The organism is Belnapia mucosa, assembly GCF_016775475.1.
Classification (GTDB): Bacteria; Pseudomonadota; Alphaproteobacteria; order Acetobacterales; family Acetobacteraceae; genus Belnapia; species Belnapia mucosa.
Map to the genome: position 1 here is coordinate 142,530 of NZ_JAEUXJ010000006.1, position 21,926 is coordinate 164,455.

General features: G+C 72.6%; 22 protein-coding genes. 10 read left to right on the forward strand and 12 right to left on the reverse strand.

Translation table 11 applies throughout. The annotated features are described in order from the left end of the window. Positions 1-33 precede the first annotated feature (33 nt). The 4 genes from JMJ55_RS16010 to JMJ55_RS16025 form a co-directional block, all read right to left on the reverse strand. Positions 34-747, reverse strand: coding sequence for a sugar transferase (locus JMJ55_RS16010; protein WP_202826583.1), 714 nt, complete (start codon positions 745-747; stop codon positions 34-36). A gap of 182 nt (positions 748-929) precedes the next feature. Then, a complete protein-coding gene (locus JMJ55_RS16015; RefSeq protein ID WP_202826584.1) occupies positions 930-1,241 on the reverse strand; it encodes a hypothetical protein in 312 nt (103 codons plus the stop codon). Between the two features lie 136 nt (positions 1,242-1,377). After that, positions 1,378-2,484, reverse strand: coding sequence for an NAD(P)/FAD-dependent oxidoreductase (locus JMJ55_RS16020; RefSeq protein WP_202826585.1), 1,107 nt, complete (start codon positions 2,482-2,484; stop codon positions 1,378-1,380). 2 nt (positions 2,485-2,486) lie between these two features. Further along, positions 2,487-3,305, reverse strand: coding sequence for an enoyl-CoA hydratase/isomerase family protein (locus JMJ55_RS16025; protein WP_202826586.1), 819 nt, complete (start codon positions 3,303-3,305; stop codon positions 2,487-2,489). 113 nt (positions 3,306-3,418) lie between these two features. Between JMJ55_RS16025 and JMJ55_RS16030 the strand changes: the two genes are divergently transcribed. Both JMJ55_RS16030 and JMJ55_RS16035 read left to right on the forward strand, forming a co-directional pair. Continuing rightward, positions 3,419-4,381 carry a hydroxymethylglutaryl-CoA lyase gene (locus tag JMJ55_RS16030; protein ID WP_202826587.1) on the forward strand — a complete coding sequence of 321 codons (963 nt, stop codon included), beginning with the start codon at positions 3,419-3,421 and terminating at the stop codon, positions 4,379-4,381. Further along, positions 4,378-5,592 carry a CaiB/BaiF CoA transferase family protein gene (locus JMJ55_RS16035; protein WP_202826588.1) on the forward strand — a complete coding sequence of 405 codons (1,215 nt, stop codon included), beginning with the start codon at positions 4,378-4,380 and terminating at the stop codon, positions 5,590-5,592. The genes JMJ55_RS16030 and JMJ55_RS16035 overlap by 4 nt, the downstream gene beginning before the upstream one ends. On the opposite strand, the gene JMJ55_RS16040 is transcribed toward JMJ55_RS16035, so the two are convergent. From JMJ55_RS16040 to JMJ55_RS16055, 4 genes are all read right to left on the reverse strand, one after another. After that, on the reverse strand, positions 5,561-6,766 hold the full coding sequence (locus JMJ55_RS16040; protein ID WP_202826589.1) for an MFS transporter: 1,206 nt from the start codon (positions 6,764-6,766) through the stop codon (positions 5,561-5,563). The two genes, JMJ55_RS16035 and JMJ55_RS16040, sit on opposite strands and share 32 nt — an antisense overlap. 4 nt (positions 6,767-6,770) lie before the next feature. Beyond that, positions 6,771-8,015 (reverse strand): alpha-hydroxy acid oxidase, encoded by a 1,245-nt coding sequence (locus tag JMJ55_RS16045; protein ID WP_202826590.1) that lies wholly within the window; start codon positions 8,013-8,015, stop codon positions 6,771-6,773. 74 nt (positions 8,016-8,089) lie between these two features. Further along, positions 8,090-9,343, reverse strand: coding sequence for a hypothetical protein (locus tag JMJ55_RS16050; protein ID WP_202826591.1), 1,254 nt, complete (start codon positions 9,341-9,343; stop codon positions 8,090-8,092). Between the two features lie 49 nt (positions 9,344-9,392). Beyond that, positions 9,393-9,797, reverse strand: coding sequence for a tautomerase family protein (locus JMJ55_RS16055; RefSeq protein ID WP_202826592.1), 405 nt, complete (start codon positions 9,795-9,797; stop codon positions 9,393-9,395). Positions 9,798-9,894: 97 nt separating this feature from the next. Here JMJ55_RS16055 and JMJ55_RS16060 point away from each other — a divergent pair, with 97 nt between their 5' ends. The 7 genes from JMJ55_RS16060 (at position 9,895) to JMJ55_RS31930 (ending at position 16,691) form a co-directional block, all read left to right on the forward strand. Next, positions 9,895-10,743, forward strand: a complete 849-nt coding sequence (locus tag JMJ55_RS16060; protein WP_202826593.1) for a LysR family transcriptional regulator — start codon at positions 9,895-9,897, stop codon at positions 10,741-10,743. Positions 10,744-10,781: 38 nt separating this feature from the next. Further along, positions 10,782-12,173, forward strand: a complete 1,392-nt coding sequence (locus tag JMJ55_RS16065) for a glycosyltransferase family protein (protein ID WP_202826594.1) — start codon at positions 10,782-10,784, stop codon at positions 12,171-12,173. Then, positions 12,170-13,024 (forward strand): hypothetical protein, encoded by an 855-nt coding sequence (locus tag JMJ55_RS16070; protein WP_202826595.1) that lies wholly within the window; start codon positions 12,170-12,172, stop codon positions 13,022-13,024. The genes JMJ55_RS16065 and JMJ55_RS16070 overlap by 4 nt, the downstream gene beginning before the upstream one ends. Next, on the forward strand, positions 13,021-14,148 hold the full coding sequence (locus JMJ55_RS16075; RefSeq protein WP_202826596.1) for a glycosyltransferase: 1,128 nt from the start codon (positions 13,021-13,023) through the stop codon (positions 14,146-14,148). Before JMJ55_RS16070 ends, JMJ55_RS16075 begins: the two co-directional genes overlap by 4 nt. Before the next feature lie 221 nt (positions 14,149-14,369). Next, positions 14,370-14,690, forward strand: coding sequence for a PepSY domain-containing protein (locus JMJ55_RS16080; RefSeq protein WP_202826597.1), 321 nt, complete (start codon positions 14,370-14,372; stop codon positions 14,688-14,690). Beyond that, on the forward strand, positions 14,690-15,349 hold the full coding sequence (locus tag JMJ55_RS16085; RefSeq protein ID WP_202826598.1) for a response regulator transcription factor: 660 nt from the start codon (positions 14,690-14,692) through the stop codon (positions 15,347-15,349). Before JMJ55_RS16080 ends, JMJ55_RS16085 begins: the two co-directional genes overlap by 1 nt. A 7-nt stretch (positions 15,350-15,356) precedes the next feature. Beyond that, positions 15,357-16,691, forward strand: a complete 1,335-nt coding sequence (locus tag JMJ55_RS31930; RefSeq protein ID WP_202826599.1) for a sensor histidine kinase — start codon at positions 15,357-15,359, stop codon at positions 16,689-16,691. Between the two features lie 4 nt (positions 16,692-16,695). Here the strand turns inward: JMJ55_RS31930 and JMJ55_RS16095 are convergent, their stop codons facing one another. The 4 genes from JMJ55_RS16095 to JMJ55_RS16110 all read right to left on the reverse strand — a co-directional run bounded on the left by JMJ55_RS16095 (position 16,696) and on the right by JMJ55_RS16110 (position 20,946). After that, positions 16,696-18,114, reverse strand: a complete 1,419-nt coding sequence (locus JMJ55_RS16095; RefSeq protein WP_202826600.1) for a homospermidine synthase — start codon at positions 18,112-18,114, stop codon at positions 16,696-16,698. 26 nt (positions 18,115-18,140) lie between these two features. Next, the gene (locus tag JMJ55_RS16100) at positions 18,141-19,379 is read right to left on the reverse strand and encodes a type III PLP-dependent enzyme (protein WP_202826601.1); all 1,239 of its coding nucleotides are present in this window, start codon (positions 19,377-19,379) and stop codon (positions 18,141-18,143) included. 342 nt (positions 19,380-19,721) lie between these two features. Beyond that, positions 19,722-20,618 carry an agmatinase gene (gene speB / locus JMJ55_RS16105; protein ID WP_202826602.1) on the reverse strand — a complete coding sequence of 299 codons (897 nt, stop codon included), beginning with the start codon at positions 20,616-20,618 and terminating at the stop codon, positions 19,722-19,724. A 1-nt stretch (position 20,619) separates the two neighbouring features. After that, on the reverse strand, positions 20,620-20,946 hold the full coding sequence (locus tag JMJ55_RS16110) for an NIPSNAP family protein (RefSeq protein WP_202826603.1): 327 nt from the start codon (positions 20,944-20,946) through the stop codon (positions 20,620-20,622). Positions 20,947-21,010: 64 nt separating this feature from the next. On the opposite strand from JMJ55_RS16110, the gene JMJ55_RS16115 reads away from it, so the two are divergent. Further along, positions 21,011-21,916, forward strand: a complete 906-nt coding sequence (locus tag JMJ55_RS16115; RefSeq protein ID WP_202826604.1) for a LysR family transcriptional regulator — start codon at positions 21,011-21,013, stop codon at positions 21,914-21,916. The last annotated feature ends 10 nt before the right edge of the window (positions 21,917-21,926 follow it).

Here is a 21,926-nt window from a genome sequence, read left to right on the forward strand (position 1 = left end):
GCCGTGCCAGCGCGGCGAGCCCAGGTCAATGCCTCAGTAGGCGCCGCGGCGCTGGAGGACGGCCACCGGCGTGCGCAGCAGGATGCGCAGATCCTCGATGAAGGAAGGGTTAGTGGCGTAGCGCACATCGAGCGCGACGCGCTGGGCATAGCTGGTATCCGACCGGCCGCTGACCTGCCAGAGGCCGGTGATGCCGGGGCGGACCGAGAGGTAGTGCTCGGCCGCGGCGCCGTAATGGGCCTGCAGCTCGGCCGCGACCACCGGGCGAGGGCCGACTAGGCTCATCTCACCGCGGAGCACGTTCAGCAGCTGCGGCAGCTCGTCAAGGCTGGTGGCGCGCAGGACGCGGCCGATCCAGGTGATGCGCGGGTCGTGGCGGAGCTTCCGCGTCGCCTCCCACTCCGCACGGGCCGCCGGGTCGCTGGCCAGCAGCGCCTCCAGCCGGGCAGCGCTATCCACCACCATGGAGCGGAACTTCAGGCAGCCGAAGCGGCGCCCGCCGCGCCCGACCCGCTCATGGGCGAAGAAGGCCGGGCCGCCATCGGCCCGCACCAGCACCGCGAGGATGAGGAAGACCGGCAGACCCAGCAGCAGCAGCGCACTGGCGCCCGCGATGTCGAAGGCCCGCTTGAGGACCGGCTGCAGGGGGGCAGCGGCCGGGCGGGTCGCCGGCAGGGCGATGGAGCCGATGGCGGACTGGGAATGCGTCAGACCCTGGTAAGCCTCAACGCCAAGAATGGACGACATCTGCCTCTCCTGGGTACCGGCGCCCTGTGGAGGGTGGCGCCGGCGATCCTGCCCGGGGGGGTCTGGGGATCAGAACCTTCCCGAGCAGCAAGGAGTATGGAGGGGCAGGTCGTGCGGGATTGCGACGCGCTTGCGGCCGGATTGTGGCATCGCACCAGAAAGCGGAAGCGGCTCCTCGCGCCCTAGTTGCCGGGGGCGCTGACCCGGATATGGATCCGGCCGGCGCCATTCTGGTGCGGCCGGGGGACGACGGCGGCAATCCGGCCGCGCAGCGGCAGGGCGCTGCCGAGCGTCCATTCCTCGAAGGCGACGCGCTCGGCCGGGGGCAGGCGGCCAAGCCGCGTGCCGGCGGCGGACCATGCCTCGATCTCCAGCCCGCCGCGGCGGGGCCGCAGCTCCACCGGGTCGCCGACGCGGGGACCCGCATGGCCCGGGACAGGCTCCGCCGCATCGGTCAGATAGGTGACCCATTCGGGCGCGACGATAGCAGACACCACAGACACAACAGGCTCCTTCCTCAATCCGGCGGCCCAATGCGGGAAGGATGCCGTGCGATCCATCACGCTGGGATGACAGTAGAGAGAACAGGGCCTTAAACGGCGAAGCTTACAGGAACGTGAACTTTCTCGTTTAGAATTCGCCGAGCGATTCAACCGTTAGTTCGGCCAGGGCGAGCGAGGCGGTGAGGCCCGGACTCTCGATGCCGAAGAGGTTGAGCAGCCCTGGCACCCCATGGGCGCGCGGCCCCTGGATGGTGAAATCCTGCCCTGGCGCGCCGGGCGGGACGATCTTCGGGCGGATGCCGGAATAGCCGGGCGCCAGGGCGCCATCCTTCAGCTCGGGCCAGTAGCGGCGGATGGCGGCGTAGAAGCTCTCTCCGCGGCGCGGATCGACCTCGTATTCGATCCGGTCCACCCATTCGACATCCGGGCCGAATCGCGCCTGCCCGCCGAGATCGATGGTGAGATGGGTCCCGAGGCCTCCCGGCACCGGCACCGGGTAGATCAGGCGGGAGAAGGGGTTCTTGCCCGTGAGGGTGAAATAATTGCCCTTGGCGTAATAGGCGGTGGGGATGAGCTGGCTCGGCATCCCGGCGATCGAGCGCGCCAGCTTCGGCGCATGCAGCCCGGCCGAATTCACCAGCGTGCGGCAGCGCAGCGCCATCGGCTCGGCGCCGCCCACCTCGATCTCGATCCCATCCTCCGTCACCCGCCCGCCGAGGACAGGGGCGTGGAAGACGAAGACCGCCCCGGCATTCTCCGCATCACCCTGGAGCGAGAGCATGAAGGCATGGCTGTCGACGATGCCGGTCGAGGGCGAGAGCAGCGCTGCGGTGCAATGCAGCGCCGGTTCCAGCGCCACCGCCTCGGCGCGTTCCAGCCGCCGCAGGTCCGGCACGCCATTCGCCGCGGCGCGGGCCTGGATGGAGGCGAGCTTCTCCGCCTCCGCCTCATCCGTGGCGACGATCAGCTTCCCGCAATTGGCATGCGGGATGCCGCGCTCGGCGCAATAGGCATAGAGCATCTGCTTGCCGGCTACGCAGCAGCGCGCCATCAGGCTGCCGGCTGGGTAGTAGATGCCGGCATGGATCACCTCGGAATTGCGCGAGGAGGTCTCGGTGCCGATACCCTCCGCCGCATCCAGCACCAGCACCTCGCGCCCCGAAAGCGCCAGGGCCCGCGCCGCCGCCAGTCCCACCACCCCGGCGCCGACCACGACGCAGTCGAACTCATCCATCGTCAACGTCCCTGGAAGACCGGCTTCCGCTTGTCCTTGAAGGCGCGCAGGCCCTCGCGGAGATCCTCGCTCCCCTTGGCCTCCGCGATCCGCACCTGCAGCGCCGCCACATCCAGCGCCTGGTGGCCGATCTCGTTGATCGAGCGCTTCACCCCTTGCACCGCGAGCGGCGCCAGCTCCCCGAGCCGGTTGGCGATGGCGTCGATCCGCGCATCCAGCGCCTCGGGCGCGACGAGGTCGGTGAGGTAGCCGATCCGCAGCAACTCCTCGGCCGCCTGCTCCTCGGCCAGCATGAAAAGCCGCTTGGCATTGTTGAAGCCGAGGCGAGAGACATAACGGCGCAACCCGCTCTCGTAATAATGCAGGCCGATCCGCGCCGCGGGCATGAACATCCGCACCGCCGGCGTGCCGACCCGGAAATCGCAGGCGAGCGCGAGGTCGGTGCTGCCGCCATAGACCCCGCCATGCAGCCGGGCGATGGTCGGAATGCGCAGCATCTCCACCCGGTCGACAAAATCCTCGAAGCCCTGGGCCTGGTCGCCCGTGGCGCGGCGCCCCTCGGCCTGATCCGCCATGGCGCCGAGATGGGCGCCGGCCGAGAAGGCGCGGCCGGTGGAGGCGATCACCAGCACCCGCACCGCGGGATCGGCCTCGATCCCGGCCAGCAGGCGCAGAATTTCGGCGATGTCCTCGGGCTGGATGCGGTTCATCACCTCCGGCCGGTTGAGCCGCAGCGTGGCGCGGCTGCCCTCGATGGTCAGGCTGGGCAGGCTGCCCTCGTCCCGGGTGGGGGCGGGCCTGGTTTCGGCTGCGGCGCTCATGCGGTTCCTCCGGCTCCTCCGCTATGTGCCGACCGGCTGGCGCCAGGGCAAGGGTGCTGGCGCGCCCACGCGGCCGGAGTCAATCTCCGGCCTGGAAGAGGGATACCGTCGTCATGGCCGACCTGCCGCAGCATGTGGACATCCACGAAGAAGGCCCCCGCGAGGGCTTCCAGATCGAGCCGGGGCCGATCCCGACCGCCGAGAAGGTCGCGCTGATCGAGGCGCTCTCCGATACCGGCCTGCGGCACATCCAGATCTGCTCCTTCGTCAATCCGCGCCTGGTCCCCGGCTGGGCGGATGCCGAGGCGGTGGCGGGCGGCTTCCGGCCGAAACCCGGGCTCGATTACGTCGCCCTCTGGTTCAACGAGAGCGGGCTGCGCCGGGCGCTGGCCTTCCGCGACCGACTGACCATCACCGGCTCCATCTCGCTCTCGGCCTCGGATGCCTTCTCGCGCAAGAACCTGAACCGGGGCCATGCCGAGAACCTGGAGGCGATGCGCAAGCAGACGGCGTTGCACCTGGCGGAGGGCGTGCCGGTGACGCGCGTCGGCGTCATGGCGGCCTTCGGCTGCAACTACCAGGGCGACATCTCTCCGGGTCAGGTCGTGCAGACGGTGGCGGACGGGCTGGCGGTGGCCGCCGAACAGGGTGTGTCCATCACCGATGTCTCGCTGGCCGACACCATGGGCTGGGCGACGCCGATCCGGATCGAGCGCGGCGTCGGCGCGGTGCGGGAACGCTGGCCCGATCTCCGCATCGGTCTGCATCTGCACGACACGCGCGGCCTCGCGGTTGCCAATGCCCATGCCGGGCTCCGCCTCGGCGTTGCCAAGTTCGACAGCACCGTGGGTGGGCTCGGTGGCTGCCCCTTCGCCGGGCAGAAGGGCGCGGCCGGCAATATCTGCACCGAGGAGCTGGCCCTGCTCTGCGAGGAGATGGGCATCGAGACAGGCATCGACCTCGATGCGCTGATCGAGGTGGGGCGGCTGGCCGAGCGCATCGTCGGCCACCAGCTGCCGAGCGAGCTGATCCGTGCGGGCAGCCTCACCGCCTTCCGCCGGAAGCTTGCGGCATGAGCGTGAAGCCTCTCGCTGGCCTCCGTGTCCTCGAATTCTCCCACACCATTATGGGGCCCTGCGCCGGCCTCGTGCTGGCCGATCTCGGCGCCGATGTGGTGAAGGTGGAGCCCGCGCCTGCCGGCGACCATACCCGCCGCCTGCCGGGCTTCGCCGCCGGCTTCTTCGCCACCTTCAACCGCAACAAGCGCAGCGTCGCCCTCGACCTGAAGCAGCCGGCTGGGCGGGCGGCGGCGCATCGCCTGGTCGCGCGGGCCGACCTGGTGCTGGAGAATTACGGGCCGGGCACGATGGAACGCCTCGGCTGCGGCTGGGAGGATCTGCGGGCGGTCAATCCGCGGCTGGTCTATCTTGCCCTTAAGGGCTTCCTCGCCGGGCCCTATGAGCATCGGCCGGCACTGGACGAGGTGGTGCAGTTCCAATCCGGCCTCGCCTATATGACCGGCCCGCCGGGGCGGCCGCTGCGCGCCGGCGCCTCCATCATCGATATCCTCGGCGCCGTCTTCGGCGTGACCGCGGCGCTGGCCGCGCTGCGCGAACGCGACCGGACCGGCGAGGGGCAGCGGATCAGCAGCGCCCTGTTCGAAAGCGCGGTTTTCCTGATGGGGAGCCATATGGCCGGCCTCGCCGCCACCGGAGAGCCGCCGCCGCCCATGCCGGCCCGGCGCGGCGCCTGGGGTATCTACGATGCCTTCGAGACGGCGGGCGAGGGGCAGCTTTTCGTCGGCGTCACCAGCGACCAGCAATGGGCCCGCTTCACCGAGGCCTTCGGTCTGGCGGAGATGGCGGCCGATGCCCGGCTCGCCACCAATGCCCAGCGCGCCAAGGAGCGGAGCTGGCTGATCCCCGCCTTGCAGGAGGTCTTCCGCCGCTATGACCAGGCGGAGGTGGCGCGGCGCTGCGAGGCGGCCGGCATCTCCTGGGCGCCGGTCGGCAGGCCCGCCGACCTGTTCGAGGACCCGCATCTGCTGGCCGGCGGCGGGTTGCTGCAGACCGCCATCTCGGCCCTCGGCGGCGGCGCGATGTTCGGCCTGCCGGCGCTACCGGTCGAATTCGGTGAGGGTCGGGAGCGCGCCGGCCTGCTCCGCCAGCCGCCCCGCATGGGCGAGCATAATGGCGAGGTGCTGGCCGAGGCCGGATTCGCGGCCGAGGAGATCACCGCCCTCGCCGCATCCGGGACTATCGCCGCGGCGCCGGCGGCCTCGCCCTGACCGCACTGCGCCAGGCGATCAGCGCCCCGATTCCGGGGAAGATCGAGAGCAGGCCGAAGGCGAGGGCATAGGAGTGGGTCAGGGCCACGGCGAGGCCGAAGAGCGAGGGCCCGACCACCACCCCGAAGAAGGCGACGGCGAGCACCCCACCCGCCGCATCGCCCGCCTTGCCGGGGGCGGCCAGCCGCGCCGCCTCGGCCAGCAGCAGCCCGTTCCAGCCGGCGGCGCAGGTGCCGAGCAGGCAGAGCAGCACCACCAGCAGGGCCGCCGGCCCGGCCAGCGCCGCCGGCAGTAGCGCGCCGCCGAGACAGGTGCAGACGCCGATCGCCGCCAGGGTCTTCATGCCGGACCGCCACCAATCGGCGACCACGCCCCAGGCGATGCGCGCCCCGATCCCGACCGCCTGGCTGACCGAACTGACGAAGCCCGCCGCGACCGGCGCCCAGCCGCCTTCCTCGACCAGCATGGTGACGATGTAGGCGCCGAGCGCGAGCTGGAAGCCGGAGAAGAGGCCGGAGATCGCCGCCAGCGCGCCGAGCCCCGGCCGGGTGCGGAGTGCGATGAGCCCGCCGCCCGCGCCGGCGGCGATCGGGAAATCCGGCTCCCGTTCGGCATCCCAATGCCGGCGGAAGACGCCGATGCAGGCCGCCGCCAGGGCCAGCACCAGCCCGACCGCCAGCACCGCGGCGCGCCAGCCGATCCCGGTGGCGAGGCCCGGCAGCAGAGCTCCGGCCAGCGCCCCGCCGATCGGCACCCCCGTCTGCTTCACGGCGAAGACCCGGTTGCGCCGCTCGGGCGGCGTCAGCCGGGCGAGCACCTGGGAGGCGGAAGGGTTGGTCAGCCCATAGCCGATGCCGGTCAGGAAGGAGCCGAGCACCGCCCCGGCCAGCCCCGCGGTGACGATCAGCAGGCAGGCCAGCGCGCCATTGGCGAGCGCGAGCTGGGTGCAGCGCGCCGGCCCCAGGCGCCGCAGCACGCCGCCCGAGAACATGGAGGCAGCGCTGGCCGCGGCATAGGTGCAGGCCACCTGCCAGCCGAGCCAGTGCGGCTCCGCACCCAAATCGCGCGCCGCCATCGGCGCCAGGACCGGCAGGGTGAAGACTGCCAGCGTGGCCATCGACTGCGCGGCGGTGGTGGCGGCGAGCGCCGTGCCGAGGCCGCCGGTCCCCGCCAAGCCCCTAACGCACCCGCCGCAGGAAGTCGGGCGAGAGCTGCCCGAGATCGGTGATGCCGAGCATCGCCATGTCGCGGTGGATCTCCTCCTGCAGCAGGGTCGCGGCATGCCGGATCCCGGCCTCGCCCCCGACCGCCGCGGCATAGAGGAAGGGCCGGCCGATGAAGACGAAATGCGCCCCCAGCGCCAGCGCCTTCAGCACGTCGGTCCCGCGCCGGATGCCACCATCGAGGATGACGGTCATCCCATCGGCCACCGCGGCGATCTCCGGCAGCAGCCGCAGCGGCGACAGCGCACCGTCGAGCTGCCTCCCGCCATGATTGGAGACGATGACGCCATCGGCGCCGCAATCGCGGGCGATGCGGGCATCCTCGGGCGAGAGGATGCCCTTCACCAGCAGGTTGCCCGGCCAGCGTGCCCGGATCAGCGCCAGATGCTCCCAAGACAGGCCATCGCGGCGACCGATGGCGCGGATGAGGTTGGAGGAGAGCACCGGCGGCCCGCGCGTCGCGTCCATGTTCTCGAAATGCGGCATGCCATGGTTCAGCAGTGTCCGCAGCGCGGTGCCGAAGAGCCAGCGCGGATGGCTGATCCCCTCCCAGGCCAGGCGCAGATTGGGGCGCAGCGGCAGGCTGTAGCCGTTGCGGACATTGTTCTCCCGGTTCGCCGAAACGGGGACATCGGCGGTGAGGACGAAGGTGTCGAAGCCGACAGCCAGCACGCGGTCCACCAGCGCCTCGATCCGCGCCGGCTCGCCGGGGAGATAGGCCTGGTACCAGGAATTCGGCCCCGCCGCCCGGACATCCTCGAGCGGGATGAGCGAGGAGGCGCTGAGGATCATCGGAATGTCCATCGCCGCCGCGGCCCGGGCAAAGGCGACGTCGCCGCGATAGGCCGAGAGCGCCGAGGCGCCCATGGGCGCGATGCCGAAGGGCGCCGCATAGTCCCGGCCGAACAGGCTGGCCCCGGTCTGCCGCGCCGCGACATCCACCAGCACGCGGGTGACGAATCCGAGTTCGGCGAAGGCCTCCCGGTTGTCCCGGAGCGAGCTGTCGGTCTCGGCGGCGCCGGAGACGAAGCCGTAGAGCATGCGCGGCAGGTGGCGCCGCGCCGCCCGCTCGAAGTCATCCAGGGAGAGGAAGCGCCGCAGATGGCGCGGCACGCCTGGTTCCGGCCGATGCGCAGCGGTGACGGTCGGGGTCTCGGCCGGCAGCGCCCCCTGGTCCGGCAACTCGCCATCCGGCGGCATGCCCCGTCTCCTTCCCCAAGCCTCTGAAGCCGTGGAGGTTCGGGCCAAACGGACGGTCGGTCAACGCAGGGCGGTCAGCCTTCGTAGTCGAAGCCGGCCGAGGCGATGGCGACCGAGAGCGCGCGGTCGTCGCCGCTGACGCCATCCTCGGCCGGGCAGCCGCCGGCCAGCGCCCGCAGCCGCAGCATCCGGCAGGGCGCGGGGCCGCCCGGCGGGGTGATCCGGACAGCGAAATGATGCGGGCCGCGGCGCTCCAGCGCGATGAGGCAAGGGGCGGCATCGAAGCGTGCCTCCAGCGCCGGGGCTGGGGCGCCGTAGAGATGCACTACCTCCAGCGTCACCGCGGCGACGGGGCGGAGCGGCGCCGGGTTGCGCAGCAGCCCCTCCATCGTCATCCAGCGGAAGCCGCCGCCGGCATCCTCCTCCGGCCCGTGCCAGCCGAGATCGAAGGCCGCGTCGCGCGGGGTGAGGGTGACATGGTCGCCCTCGACCGCCGCCTCCACTTCCTCCTCGGCCGGCGCAGTCGCGGCGACCAGCCGGCGCAGCGCCGCGGCGGGCGGCTCATCCCCGGCCAGCCGGTCGAGCAGCAGGCTGGCCGCGGCCTCGATGAAGGCATCGATCCTCTCCTGCTGCCGCCGGAGCTGCCGGTCGAGCACCGCCTGGCCGGCGAGGAGCGCGGCATCGCCTGCCTGTTCCAGCCGCTGCAGCCGCATCTCCAGCTCCGCCAGCCGCGCCGCATCGGGCAGGGCGGGCCCCCAGGCGAAGCGGGCCAGCACCGCCGGATTGCCGGCGGCATGCAGGGTCACGGACAGGCCTTGTCCGGTGAGGTCGGCGGGTTCCAGCGGCAGGGCGAAGCGGAAGGCGCAGCCGCCCTCGGCGAGCGGCACCGGCGTCTCCACCTGCACCGCCCGCAAGGTATCGCGATTGATCGTGGCATGGAGCGCGGGCTGCAGCAGGCCGTTCGCCCGCTCGATCCCGGTGCCGCGCAGCAGCCCATGCTCCAGCCGCAGATCCTCGAGGCTGGGGGTGGCGGGGCCGAGCAGGCCAGTGGCCATGGCGGGGGTCTCGATCCGCCAGGGCGCGGCCAGCTCCGGCCCTTCCGATCGGGCCGCAATGCGCAATTCGGCCGGCAGCGGCACGCAAGGCAGGCGGCGGATCGGCAGGTCGATGGGAGCGCCGGCCTCGACCTCGGCGGGGAGGTCGAGCCGCCCGACTTCGATGCCCCGGCACCAGGCCAGCAGCGGGCCGGGCGGGACCGGCCGCAGCGCCCGCAGCCGCAGCCCGCCGGGGACGGGGCCGACGACCAGCAGGGGGGGCGAGGCGTCCATTGCGGCCCCGGCGCTAGCATGGCGGCGCGGCGCCGGGCAAGGCCGGGGCTCAGCCCGGCTGCGCCGCCGCCCAGCGGCCATTCTGGGTGCGGCCGCCATAGCCATAGGCATCGCCATCCACCGCATGGACCAGGATGTAGCTCTCCTCATGCAGCGGCCCGAGCAGGGCGCGCAGCGCGGCGAAGCCGGCGTGGACGAAGCGGGTGGTCTCCGCCTTGGTATTGGTGCCGGCGGTGACCTTGATGTCGAGCCAGACGGCGCCGAGCCCCGCCTCGGCCGGCTGCTGCCCGGCGATGAACCAGGCATCGGGATCAGCCGGCTCGACCAGCACGGCGGTCACGCCGGGATCCTTGCCGAGATGCTCGGCGGCGAGCCGCGCGGCCAGGGCGGCGAGTTCTGCCCGCAGGCCGGGCCGCGGCTCGGGGGTGACGTAGCGGAGGGTGATCATGGGCATGGCAGGTCTCCCTGAAGGGGTTGGCGCCGCCCAATCTGCCCCTGGCGCCTCCCTGGCGAAACGCTATGCTTTAAGCTGTTTACCATAGCGGTTTCTTATGATGCTCGACCTCGACTCCGTCCGCCTCTTCGTCCTCGCGGTGGAATTCGGCAGCCTGACCCGAGCCGCAGAGGCAGCCGGCACGGTGCAGCCGGTGGTGAGCCAGCGGCTGAAGGCGCTGGAGGCGCGGCTCGGCCGCCGCCTGCTGGAGCGCACGCCGCGCTTCCTGCGCCCGACCGCAGCCGGCACCGCCTTTCTCGACCGGGCGCGGGCGCTGCTGGCTGCGCATGACGCGGCGCTCCGCCTCGACGGGGCGCCGGCGCCCCGCTTCGCCCTCGGCGCCAGCGACCATGCGCTCGGCCTGGGACTGGAAACGGTGTTCCGCCGGCTGCGCGCGGCCCTGCCGCCGGGCTCCGCGATCGAACTGCGCACCGGCCTCTCCACGGAGATCCGCGCCCGCTTCGATGCCGGGGAATTCGACGCCGCGGTGATCCGCCGCGAGACCGGCGGGACGGAGGGCGAGGTGCTGGGCCATGACCCGCTCGGCTGGCGCTGCGGCGAGGCGCGGGCACTCGCGCCCGGCGATCCGGTGCCGCTGGCGACGCTCGGCCCCGCCTGCGGCGTGCGTGGGGTGGCGGTGCGGGCGCTGGAACGGGCCGGCCGGGCCTGGGAGGAGGTCTTCATCGGCGGCAGCTGCGCCGCGTTGCTGGCCGGCGCCCTGGCCGGGCTCGGCATCGCGCCGATGGGGCGGATCGCCGCCGGCGGGGCGCCGGATCACGGCCCGGCGCTCGGCCTGCCGCCGCTGCCCGCCTCGGAGATCGTGCTGTTCGGCCGCGCCGGCTCGGCCGAAGCGGCGGCCGGACTCAGGGCGCTCGCCGCCGGCCTCCGCGCCGCCTTGGCCGGCTGACGCTTGGCGCCGGGCGGGCGCTGCGGGAGATTGTGGGGATGGAGTCGCCCCGACCGCCCCTGCTGATGGCCGGCCCGCTGCCGCCGGCGCGCAATGGCATCGCCGATTACGCGGCGGCGCTGCTCGGCGCGCTGTCGGCGGAGTATGATTGCTTCGCGGCCTGCGAAGATTGGCTGGCCGAGGCGCCGCCGGGCGTGAGGGTGGTCGATCCAGCGCTGGCGCATCGGCTGCCGCTCGGCGGGCGGGTGCTGCACCAGCTCGGCAACAACCCGGATCATGGCTTCGTGCTGCGCCTGCTGCGACGCCTGCCGGGTGTCGTGGTGCTGCACGATCCCGGCCTGCTGCACCTGCACGAATCCACCGGCGAGGCGCGGGAGACAATCCTCGCCGGCATGCGCCATGCGGCGCCGCGCCTGGCCGCCACCTATGCTCGCCATTTGCGGGAGGAGGGGTTCTCCACCCGCGCCAACCACCTGCTCTTCGACCTGGCTGGGGAGGTGCTGGTGCGCTCCACCGCGGTGGTGGTGCATTCGCGCTTCGCCGCCCGGCGGCTGGCCCTGACCCATGGCGCAGCGGCCGCGGCCCATGTCGCGGTCATCCCGCATCTGCTCCCGCCCGGCCCGTTGCCGGACCGGGCGGCGGCGCGGGCGCGGCTCGGGATCGGGGAGGGCGAGTTCCTGGTCGTCACCGCCGGCTTCGCCGCCGCCGCCAAGCGGCTGGACTGGGTGCTGGCGGCGCTGGAGGGGCTGCCGGGGATGCGCTGGATCCATGCCGGCGGGGTGCCGCCGGCGCTCGCGCCGCGCCTTGCCGGCCGGGCGCAGGTGACCGGACATCTCGAGGAGGCGGCGTTGGCCGACCACATCGCGGCGGCGGATGCGCTGGTCAATCTGCGCTTCCCCTCGCTCGGCGAGAGTTCCGGCATCCTGGCCCGCGGCCTCGCCGCCGGGACCCCCTGCCTCGTCTCCGACACCGCCGCCTATGCCGAGCTGCCGCGCGAGGCGGTGCTGCACCTGCCGCTGGCCGGCGGCGCCGTAGCGCTGGCCGAAGCGCTGGCGGCGCTGCGGGCCGCGCCGGAGCGGCGGGCGGCACTCGGTGCCGCCGGGCGACGTCATGCCGAGGCGGAGATGGCGCTGTCCGTCATCGCTGCCCGCTATGCCGAAGTGATCGAGGCCGCGCGCGACCGCCCGCCGGCGCCACCGCCCGAGCCCGTTCTGCTGCGGCTGCGCCCGGACCGCGCCGGCATCGCTGTGGCGCTGAGCGGCCGCGCCGGACCTTGCCGCCTGCTGATCGAGGCCGAGCCCGCTTCCCTGGTGACGCTGAGCCTGGCCCCGGAAGGCCTGCCTGCCGCCCTGCTGCCGCCCGAGGCCCTGCTGCGCGCGGTGTCCTGGCGGCCCGATGGGCTGCTGCTCGATATCAGCCTGCCCGGATGAGCGCCCTGCCGCTGCTTGCCGCGCTGCTGGCCGAGGCGCTGCCGGGCCTCACGCTGCGGGATTGGAGCCTGCCGGCCGGCGACCTGCTGCCCTGGCTGCCATCGGTGCGGGCCGGGATTGCCGACCCTGCGGCGCTGGAGCCGGGGGAGCGGGCGCTGCTGGCGGGCTTCCGCCAGCGCGGCGAGCCGCTGCTCGGCCTCGACCCCATCGCCGATGCGGCGGCTGATCCGGCCTGGGAGGCAGCGGAGCGGCTGGTCTGGGGCGCTGAGGGTGAGCCGGGTGCGCTGGTGCTGCTGCGCGGCAGGGCAGGCCCGCTGCCGGAAGAGATCGCACGGATCAAGCTGATCCTCGGCGTCCGGACGGCGCCGGAGAGCTTCGAGTTGCTGCTGCCGGCCGCCCGCCTGCCGGCGCTGTTTGAGCGATTGCGCGCCTCCGCTCATTCCCTGGCCGGGCCGGGCTGGGAGGCGGGCGGCCGGGCGCTCACGCCCCGCCTCGCCAGCCTCGGCCTGCTCGCCCCGATCGGGGCGCCGCTGCCGGTGGGGCGCCCCGATCCCGTCGGGCTGCCGCAGGACCTGCCGGAGCCGGCGGTGCTGGGCGGCCAGGCGCGGGCGCGGCTGCTGCTCGGCGCGCTGCCGGCCGGCACGCGGCTGCGGCTGCGTTTCGCGGGCGCGGAGCCCGGCCCGGTCGCGCTCCTCCTCGACGGGCTGAGGCAGCCGACCACTGCCGAGGCCGGGGGCTGGCTGGCGGCGCGCACGGCATCCGGTTCGGGCCAGGCCGCGGTCCTCGGCCTCGCCTGGCCCGGCAACGCTCCGGCCGGGCTGCGGCTGGCCTCGATCGAGGTTGGCGGATGAGCCGGGTGCCGCGCCTGCTGGTCGTCTCGCCTATCGCTTCTCACCCCGCCGACCAGGGCAATGCGGCCCGCATCGCGGCGCTGGGCGCGGCGCTGATGGCGCGCGGCATCCGCTGCGAATTCCTCCATTTCGCCACCGAGGGCGCGGCACCCAGCGCCGAGGCCGCCATGGCCCGCTTCTGGCACGCGCTGCATACCGAACCGGGCTCCGCGATCGGCGAGCCGAGCCTACCCGGCGTCTGGGGGATCGACGACTGGTGCCCCGAATCCCTGGTCGAACGCCTTGCCGCCCTGCAACGCACCCGTCGCTACGATGCGGTGCTGGTGAACTATGTCTGGCTCTCCCGCGCGCTGGAGGGGGCGGGGGATGCCTTCCGCATCCTCGACACCCATGACCTGTTCGGCGGGCGGGATGCGGTGGCGCGGGACCAGGGGCTCGATCCCTCCTGGTTCTTCACCACCATCGCCAAGGAGGGGCGCGGGCTGGCGCGCGCCGATCTCGTCCTCGGCATTCAGGCCGAGGAGGCGGCGGCGCTGGCCAGGCGCGGGGCGCGGGAGGTGATGCTGCTTTCGCATATGCCGCCGCTGCGCTTCCTCGACCGGCCGGCGGGGCCGCCGGCGGGGACGGCCTTCGGCTATTTCGGCAGCGCCAATCCCTGGAATCTGGCCGCGGTGCGGGCGCTGGACGCGGCGCTGGCAGCCGCGCCGGACCTGCCCTGGCTGCTCGCCGGGCGCATCCTGCGGCGGGCGGACCTGCGGCTTGCCTCCCGGCCGCGGCTGATGCCGGAGCTGCGGGACGTGGCGGGGTTCTATGCGGCGGTGGATTGCGTGCTGAATCCGCTGGCGGGCGGGACCGGGCTGAAGGTGAAGACGGTGGAGGCGCTGGCCTTCGGCAACCCCGTGCTCGGCACCGTCGATGCCTTCGCCGGCCTGCCGGCCGAGCATCCCGGCCATGCCTGCGCCGATCTGCCGGCGCTGCTCACGCTGATGCGCGAGTGCCGAAGGAGCGGAGCCTTCCGTCGGGAATTACGACAAGCCTCGCGCCTTCTGGCGCTGCGTCATGCGGCGGATGTGTCCGCCGCGCAGGATGTGCTGGCGGCGCGGCTGCGGGCGCTGGCGGCATGAGGCGGCGCTCCGCCCGCAGCGCCATGATGGCGGGGGCCGCGCCGCAGGCGAGGAGGAACAGGCCGAAGATCAGCAGTTCGGGATCGAGGATGGTCGTCATGTGGGCCTCCTTCGGACGGGCCGGGCCGTCCCTGATGACCGGAGAGTCGCACCCCCTGCCTGAACCGGGCCTGAGCGGACGGTTCAGCTGCGGTTCAGCCTCGCCGGCGCAGCCTGCCGGGATGCGCCGCCGCCACCTGTTCCCGCTCCTCCTGCTGCCCGTCCTGGCGACGCGCGCGCGGGCGGATGACGATGACGACGATCATGACCGGGCCCGGGCGGCGATGGAGCGTGGCGAGATCCGCCCGCTCTCGCAGCTTCTCGCCGACCTGGAGCGGCGCTTCGTCGGCCAGGTGGTGGACACCGATCTCGACCGCGATGACGGGCGCTGGATCTATGAGTTCAAGCTGCTGCCGCCCTCCGGCCGGATGTACCGCGTGAAGATCGATGCCGCGACCGGCCAGGTGCTGCGCACCCGCGGCCCCGTGCAGGAGCGCCGCTGATGCGCGTGCTGGTCGCCGAGGACAGCGCGGCCCTGGCGGCGCAATTGCGCGACGCGCTGACCGTGGCGCATTTCGCCGTCGATGTCGCGCCGGATGGCGAGGAGGCGCATTTCCTCGGCGAGACCGAGTCCTATGACGCGGTCGTGCTCGATCTCGGCCTGCCGCGGCTCGATGGGCTCTCGGTGCTGCGCCGCTGGCGCGCCGCCGGCCGCGCCATGCCCGTGCTGATCCTCACCGCGCGCGACAGCTGGACGGAGAAGGTGGCCGGACTCGATGCCGGCGCGGACGACTACCTCGCCAAGCCCTTCGCCATGGCGGAGCTGCTGGCCCGGCTGCGCGCCCTGGTGCGGCGGGCGCAGGGCCTGGCCCAGCCGGTGATTGCGCTGGGCGACCTCCGGCTCGACACAGCGGCCGGCAGCGTCGCCTGGCGCGGCATGCCGGTGCGGCTGACCGCGCTGGAATTCCGCCTGCTCGCCTATCTGGCGCATCGGCCCGGCCGCGTCGTCTCCAAGGCCGAACTCACCGAGCATCTCTATGCCCAGGATTTCGACCGCGATTCCAACACGCTGGAGGTGGTGGTCGGGCGGCTGAGGCGGAAGCTTGATCCGGCGCTGATCGAGACGCTGCGCGGTCAGGGCTACCGGCTGGCGGCCGGTTGAGGCTGTCGTGTTCCGCTCGCTCACCTGGCGGCTGGCGCTGCTTTCGGCGCTCTGGGTCGCGTTCGGGCTCCTTGTCGCCGGCTGGCTCGTCCTTGGCATCGCCAGCGACCAGTTGCTGCGCGGCCTCGATACCCGTGTGGTCGGCCTGCTCGACCGCGTGGCGGGTGCGGCCGCCACCGGCTCGGATGGGCGCCCGCGACTGGAACGCCCGCTCTCCGAGCCCGATCTGGAGCAACCCTTTTCCGGCACCTACTGGCAGATGGCGACCGCGGGCGGCGCCCGCGCCTCCTCCCGCTCGCTCTGGGATGCGCGGCTGCCCGGCTTCGATGCCGAGGCTGGTCCCGGCCCGCGGCTGCGCGACGTCGCCGGGCCGCGTGGCGAGGCCTTGCGGCTCGGGGAGCGGGCGGTGGTGCCGCCGGATGGCGGGGCGCCGCTGCTGGTCCAGGTCGCCCTGGCGCGCGGCGGGGTGGATGCCGAACTGCGGCGCCTGCGCTGGCTGATCGGCCTCGGCTTCGGCCTGCTCGGGCTCGGCCTGGTGGCAGGGACGATCCTGCAGGTGGTCTGGGGGCTGCGGCCGCTGCGCCAGGCCCGGCAGGCGGTGGCAGAGCTGCGGGCCGGCGAGCGGGAAGGGGACCTCGCCGCCGCCGCCGCGCCCAGCGAGATCGCGCCGCTGTTGGAGGAGATTGACGCCCTGGTCATGCAGAACCGCGCGACGGTGGAACGGGCGCGGGCCCATCTCGGCAATCTCGCCCATGCGCTGAAGACGCCGCTTGCGGTGCAGCGGGCCGCGCTGGACGCCACGCCGCCCGACCTGGTGGTGCTGCGTGCCGAGGTGCAGGCGATGGAGCGGCTGGTGCAGCACCATCTGGGACGGGCGCGGGCGGCGGCGCTGTCCAATACCCATGCGACCGGGGCGCTGCCGCTCGCGGTTGGCGAGGATATCGCCCGCGCGTTGCGCCGGCTGCCGGCGGGCCGGGATCTCACGATCGCCGTCACCGGCGATGCCCGGGCCCGCGTCGCGGTCGATCCGCAGGATCTGGCGGAAATGGTCGGCAACCTGATGGAGAATGCCTGCCAATGGGCCCGCAGCCGCATTGCGCTGACGGTGGCGCGCGAGGGCGCCATGGTGCGCCTCCTCATCGAGGATGATGGCCCCGGCTTGCCGGAGGAGGAGCGGGAGAGGGTGCTCGCCCGCGGCGTGCGGTTGGACGAGGCCGCGCCGGGCAGCGGCCTCGGCCTCGCCATTGCCAGGGAGCTGGTCGAGCTGCATGGCGGCCGCCTCGCGCTGGAGGCGGGGGCGGCGGGCGGCCTCCGGGTCCGGCTGGAGCTGCCGGCCCGGTAGCGGTTCAGGTCACGCGGAAATTGGCGAACTGCCAGGGATCGTCGGTGACCAGCGCCTCGGGGAAGAGCTGGCCGCGATCCTGCAGCGGCGTCCAATCGGAATAGACGCCGACGACTTGGCCCAGATAGGGGCGGCAGATCTCGAGGATGCGGTCGTGGTCCAGCTCGTCCGCCTCGACCAGGCCGCGGCGCGGATTTTCCATCGCCCAGATTACCCCGGCCAGCACCGCAACCGTCACCTGGAGCGAGGTGGCGTTGTTGTGCGGCACGAGCTTGCGCGCCTCCTCGATGGTGAGGCGCGAGCCGTACCAGTAGGCGCCCCGCGCATGGCCCATCAGCAGCACGCCAAGCTCGTCCATGCCGGAGACGATCTCGTCGGTCATCAGCCGCTTCTCCGGCTGCATCTGCCAATTCTTGCCAGCCAACTCGTGGACCGAGAGCACGGCGTCGTCGCAGGGATGGTAGGCGTAATGCGCGGTCGGGCGATAGGCGACGCTGCCATCCGCATCGCGCCGCGTGTAGTAGTCGGCCAGCGAGATGCTCTCGTTATGGGTGATGAGGAAGCCGTGGAAGGGCCCCTCCAGCGGCGTCCAGGTGCGGACGCGGGTGGAGGCGCCCGGCCGCATCAGGTAGATCGCAGCGTCGCAGCCGAAGCCGTGGCGCTGGCCATCCGGCGGCAGCGCCCGCTCATGCGTGCCCCAGCCGAGTTCGGCGGGCTGGCAACCCTCGCCGACGAAGCCATCGACCGACCAAGTATTGACGAACTCGCCCGGCCGCTTCGGATGGTCCGCCACCTGGGTGTCGCGCTCGGCGATATGGATGACTTTCACCCCGAGCCCCTCGGCGATGCGGGCCCAGGCAGCGCGGTCGGAGGCGGGCGGCGGTGCCGCGATCGGCGCGCCGGTGTCGCGGGCGATGTCGAGCAGCGCCTGCTTCACGAAGTGGCTGACCAGGCCGGGATTGGCGCCATGCGCGGTGATCGAGGTCGGGCCGCCGCGCGTTGCCTCGCGCAGTGCGATCGCCGCCTCCCGCATCGCGTAATTCGAGCGCTGCGAAGGGGTGAGCGACGGGTCAGTGTAGCCCCCGGCCCAGGGCTCCACCACCGTATCGAGATAGAGCACGTCCAGTTCCTGGCAGAGCCGCATCAGCGCGACCGAGGCGACATCCACCGAGAGGTTCAGCAGGAAGTCGCCCGGCCGCAGCAGCGGCGAGAGCAGGTCGCGGTAATTCTCCCGCGTCGCCGGCTCAACGACGAAGCGGATGCCGTATTCCTCCGCCACCTCGCGTCCGCGCTCCTCGGCGGTCACGATGGTGATCGCCTCGCGGGGGATCTCGATATGGCGGAGGATCAGGGGCAGGACGCCCTGGCCGATGCTGCCGAAGCCGAGCATGACAAGGCGGCCGGTGAAGCGGGCATGGATCATGGCGGCGTTCCTTCCAGCCTGAGCTCTCAGGCGGCCAGTGAAATTTCCGGGTCGGCCGGTGCTTCGAGCATCGGCCGGTCCCGCACCTCGACCAGGCGAGCCCTGTCGAAGCCATTGAAGGCGGTGCGCAGGCAGGCGCCATAGGCACCGAGCTGGCCGACCTCGATCCAGTCGCCCTCCCGGGTATCGGCGGGAAGCCAGAAGGGCCCCTTCATCCGGTCGGCGCTGTCGCAGGTCGGGCCCCAGAGGACGAAACCCTCCTCCGGCGCCAAGCTGGCCGGCGCATCGGGCCGGATCAGCCGCACCGGGAAGGTGAAGCCCGGCACGCCCGCATCCGACAAGGCACCATAAACGCCGTCGTTCACGAACAGCTCCCCGCCGCGCCGCGCCTGGACCTGCAGAACGACCGAGCCGCCGCCGGCGACGAGCGCCCGCCCGGGCTCGGCCCAGAGGGTCACGCCCGGCAGCTCCAGCGCTTCGAAGCTGGCCTCGATCTCGGCGAAGAAGGCGCCAAGCGGGGGCGGCTCGATCCCCGGATAGGCGACCGGGAAACCGCCGCCGACATCGATCACCTCGACCGGCACGCCGGCGGCGCGGATCACCTCGCCGGCCAGCGCCATGGCATTCCGCCAGGCCAGCGGGTCCATCATCTGCGAGCCGACATGGAAGCAGATCCCGAGCCGCCCCGCTGCCGGCCGCGCCGCGCGCAGCAGCTCTGCCGCCTCCTCAGGCGCCGCGCCGAACTTGCCGGAGAGGTCGAGCATCGCCTGGCCCTTCGGCATGGCGAGGCGGATGAAGAGGCCGAGCCCCTCTGCTGCACCGGCGCCCGTCTCAGCGAGGATCTTCCCGAGCTCCGCCGCGCTGTCGAGCACGAAGTCGCGCACGCCATGCTCGCCCCAGGCGGCGCGGATCGCACCGCGCGCCTTGATCGGGTGCATGAAATGGATGCCGGCTTCGGGGAACATGCTGCGGACCAGCGCCACCTCATTCGCCGAGGCGCAGTCGAAATGCCGCACCCCGCCTTCCCAGACCGCGCGCAGCACGGTGGGCTCGGGATTGCACTTCACCGCATAGAGCACCTCGCCCGGGAAGCCGGCAACGAAGCCCGCCGCGGCCTCGGCGATGGCGGCGGGACGCAGGCAGTGCATCGGCTCCTCCGGCCGCTCGACGGCGACGAGGGCATCGACGGAGGGCAGGGCGGTCAGGGCATCGTCGAACTGGCGGCGCAGCGGCGCGACCGCCGCACGGGTGCGGAGCAGGGACATGGCGCAATCCTCGGCGAGAAATGGGGCGGGGCTGAGCCCGGTTTCAGGCGATGCGGAGAGGTGTTCGCATTGCAGCGACCCGTTCGAGCAACATAGGCAGATCCCTCGCGGCCCCGGCCCCGTTCGGGCCGGCATGGACGAAAAGGACGCGTCCCGTCGTTGCTGTGCCCGACCCATCAGGCGGGTGGGGCTCGCGGCACGTGCGATAGCGCCAGCGGCGGCCCTACGGCCTACCGCGACCGGAGAAATAGTGCCTCCTGCCCCCGATTGCCATGCTTTTTTTTCGGGGCTCGGGCGATCCGCCGGCATGGGCGCCGGAAAGCCAGGAAGCTTTCAGGAAACTTACCGGCGGAGGGCCTGCAGGGCGAGATATTCCCAGGCCAGCGTCGCCGCCGCCAGCGCGGTGATCTCGGCGACGTCATGCGCCGGCGAGACCTCCACCACATCCATCCCACGGAAATCGAGCCCACCGAGGCGCCGCAGCAGTCCCTGGGCCTGCCAGGAGGCGAGGCCGCCGATCTCGGGCGTGCCCGTCCCCGGCGCGAAGGCGGGGTCGAGGCAATCGATATCGAAGGAGAGGTAGGCGGGCGCCGCGCCCAGCACGCCCCGCACCCGCTCGGCCAGCGCCGCCGGCCCCAGTTCCTGCGCCTCCTGCCCGGTCACGGTGGTGACGCCCTGGGCGATGGTCCAATCCCAGGTGGCGCGGTCGACCGGGGAGCGGATGCCGATCTGGATCATCCGCCGGGGGTCCACCAGCCTCTCCCGGATCGCATGGTAGAAGGGCGAGCCATGGGCGAAGGCCTGGCCGAAATTATCCGCCCAGGTATCGACATGCGCATCGCAATGCAGCAGCCCGAGTGGGGTGCCGAGACGTCGCGACAGAGCCCGCAGCAGCGCCAGGGTGATGCCGTGCTCGCCCCCCAGCGCGACCAAGTGCTGGCAGGCGGCAGCTTGGCGCTCGATCAGCGCGAGGCTGCCGGGGATGTCGCCGAGGGCGATGGCGAAATCGCCGATATCGGCGATATCGAGGTCGCGGGGGTCCACCCAGTGTTCCGGATGGATCCCGTCCACCAGCATGCGGCTGGCCCGGCGGATCGCCGCCGGCCCGTCCCGCGTGCCGGCGCGGTTGGTCGTGCCGATATCGAGCGGCACGCCCGCCACCACGAATCCGGCCCCCGGATCAGCGCGCGCGATGCCGAGGAAGCCCGGCGGCGTGGCGAAGGTCGGGGGCCCGGCCATGCTATTTCACCGCCGAGAAGGCGGTCGGCGCGAGCAGCAGGTTCTCGACCGAGGCGACGATCTGGCCGTCTTCCTCAGTCTTCGCCCGCGCCGTCAGCCATTCCGGATCGGCGGCGAATTTGTTCCATTTCTGCTCGCGCTCGGCGAGGCTCTCCCATTCCAGCAGGTAATAGAGATCCTGGTTGGAGGAGCCGACGAGGACGGTCCAGAAGCCGGCCTGCTTGATACCGTGCTTCTCCCACAGCTTCAGCGTGATGGTGTCGAAGCGCTTCAGCAGCGCCGGCAGGCGGCCGGGCACGCAGTGATAGATGCGAAGCTCATGGATCATCCGGGGTCCCTCCCTTTGGGCCCGGCGATGCTAGCCCGGCCGGGCGGCATGCCATAGTGGGGGCATGGAACGAGTCCCCGATCTGGGCGCCCGGCAGTTGCAGGCGGTGCTGGCGGTGGCGGAGCATGGCAGCTTCGTCGCTGCGGCCGCCACGCTGCGCCTCTCCCAGCCGGCGCTGACGCGGACCATTCAAAGAATCGAGGATGTGCTCGGCGTCGCACTGTTCGAGCGGAGCACGCGGCACGTCGCGCTGACCGCGGCGGGGCGGGAATTCGTCGCCGTGGCGGAGCGGGTGGTGAACGACCTCCGCATCACCGCGCGCAGCCTGCGCGAACTGGCCGAGGAGCAGCGCGGCCAGGTCATCCTCGCCTGCATCATGTCGGTCGCGGCGGGGCTGCTGCCGCGCATTCTGGGCGCCTGGCGGACCGAACGACCGGGAGTGGAGCTGCATTTACGCGAAGGCGTGCACGGCACGGTGCTGGAGGATGTCCGCAGCGGCGCCGCCGATCTCGGCATCACCTATCTCGAGGCGCTGCCGGAGGGGCTGGTGGGGGAGGCGCTGGGGACGGAGGTCTTCCTCGCCGTGCTGCCGCCGGGCCATGCGCTGGCGGCGCGGGCGGAGCTTACCCTCGCGGAACTGGCGGCGGAGCCGTTGATCTCCTTCCCGGCCGAGGCGCGGACCCGGCGCATCCTCGACGGTGCCGCGGCGGCGGAGGGGCTGGCGCTGCGCCATGCCGCGACGGTCGGGCAATTCGGCACCATGCTGGCGCTGGTCCGGGCCGGGCTGGGGCTGGCCATCGTTCCCGCGGGGGCCGTGGTCGGGGCTTCCGGCCTTGCGGTCCGGTCGCTGGCGCCGCCCGGACTGCGGCGGGAGATCGGGCTGGTGACCCTGCCGGAGCGGGCGCTTTCCCCGGCAGCGGCGGGGCTGCGGGGGCTGCTGCGTGGATTGATGCACAATTCGCAAGAATGAATGGTGATGT

Excerpts from the sequence above, each read along its gene's own strand:
- JMJ55_RS16025 (WP_202826586.1), bottom strand. The coding sequence starts at position 3,305 with ATGAGCGCCGCAGCCGAAACCAGGCCCGCCCCCACCCGGGACGAGGGC.
- JMJ55_RS16115 (WP_202826604.1), top strand. The coding sequence starts at position 21,011 with ATGGAACGAGTCCCCGATCTGGGCGCCCGGCAGTTGCAGGCGGTGCTG.
- JMJ55_RS16070 (WP_202826595.1), top strand. The coding sequence starts at position 12,170 with ATGAGCGCCCTGCCGCTGCTTGCCGCGCTGCTGGCCGAGGCGCTGCCG.
- speB (WP_202826602.1), bottom strand. The coding sequence starts at position 20,618 with ATGGCCGGGCCCCCGACCTTCGCCACGCCGCCGGGCTTCCTCGGCATC.
- JMJ55_RS16060 (WP_202826593.1), top strand. The coding sequence starts at position 9,895 with ATGATGCTCGACCTCGACTCCGTCCGCCTCTTCGTCCTCGCGGTGGAA.
- JMJ55_RS16030 (WP_202826587.1), top strand. The coding sequence starts at position 3,419 with ATGGCCGACCTGCCGCAGCATGTGGACATCCACGAAGAAGGCCCCCGC.
- JMJ55_RS16075 (WP_202826596.1), top strand. The coding sequence starts at position 13,021 with ATGAGCCGGGTGCCGCGCCTGCTGGTCGTCTCGCCTATCGCTTCTCAC.
- JMJ55_RS16100 (WP_202826601.1), bottom strand. The coding sequence starts at position 19,379 with ATGTCCCTGCTCCGCACCCGTGCGGCGGTCGCGCCGCTGCGCCGCCAG.
- JMJ55_RS16045 (WP_202826590.1), bottom strand. The coding sequence starts at position 8,015 with ATGCCGCCGGATGGCGAGTTGCCGGACCAGGGGGCGCTGCCGGCCGAG.
- JMJ55_RS16110 (WP_202826603.1), bottom strand. The coding sequence starts at position 20,946 with ATGATCCATGAGCTTCGCATCTATCACTGCGTGCCCGGCCGCCTGCCG.
- JMJ55_RS16085 (WP_202826598.1), top strand. The coding sequence starts at position 14,690 with ATGCGCGTGCTGGTCGCCGAGGACAGCGCGGCCCTGGCGGCGCAATTG.
- JMJ55_RS16055 (WP_202826592.1), bottom strand. The coding sequence starts at position 9,797 with ATGCCCATGATCACCCTCCGCTACGTCACCCCCGAGCCGCGGCCCGGC.
- JMJ55_RS16050 (WP_202826591.1), bottom strand. The coding sequence starts at position 9,343 with ATGGACGCCTCGCCCCCCCTGCTGGTCGTCGGCCCCGTCCCCGGCGGG.
- JMJ55_RS16020 (WP_202826585.1), bottom strand. The coding sequence starts at position 2,484 with ATGGATGAGTTCGACTGCGTCGTGGTCGGCGCCGGGGTGGTGGGACTG.
- JMJ55_RS16035 (WP_202826588.1), top strand. The coding sequence starts at position 4,378 with ATGAGCGTGAAGCCTCTCGCTGGCCTCCGTGTCCTCGAATTCTCCCAC.
- JMJ55_RS16010 (WP_202826583.1), bottom strand. The coding sequence starts at position 747 with ATGTCGTCCATTCTTGGCGTTGAGGCTTACCAGGGTCTGACGCATTCC.
- JMJ55_RS16080 (WP_202826597.1), top strand. The coding sequence starts at position 14,370 with ATGCGCCGCCGCCACCTGTTCCCGCTCCTCCTGCTGCCCGTCCTGGCG.
- JMJ55_RS16065 (WP_202826594.1), top strand. The coding sequence starts at position 10,782 with ATGGAGTCGCCCCGACCGCCCCTGCTGATGGCCGGCCCGCTGCCGCCG.
- JMJ55_RS16095 (WP_202826600.1), bottom strand. The coding sequence starts at position 18,114 with ATGATCCATGCCCGCTTCACCGGCCGCCTTGTCATGCTCGGCTTCGGC.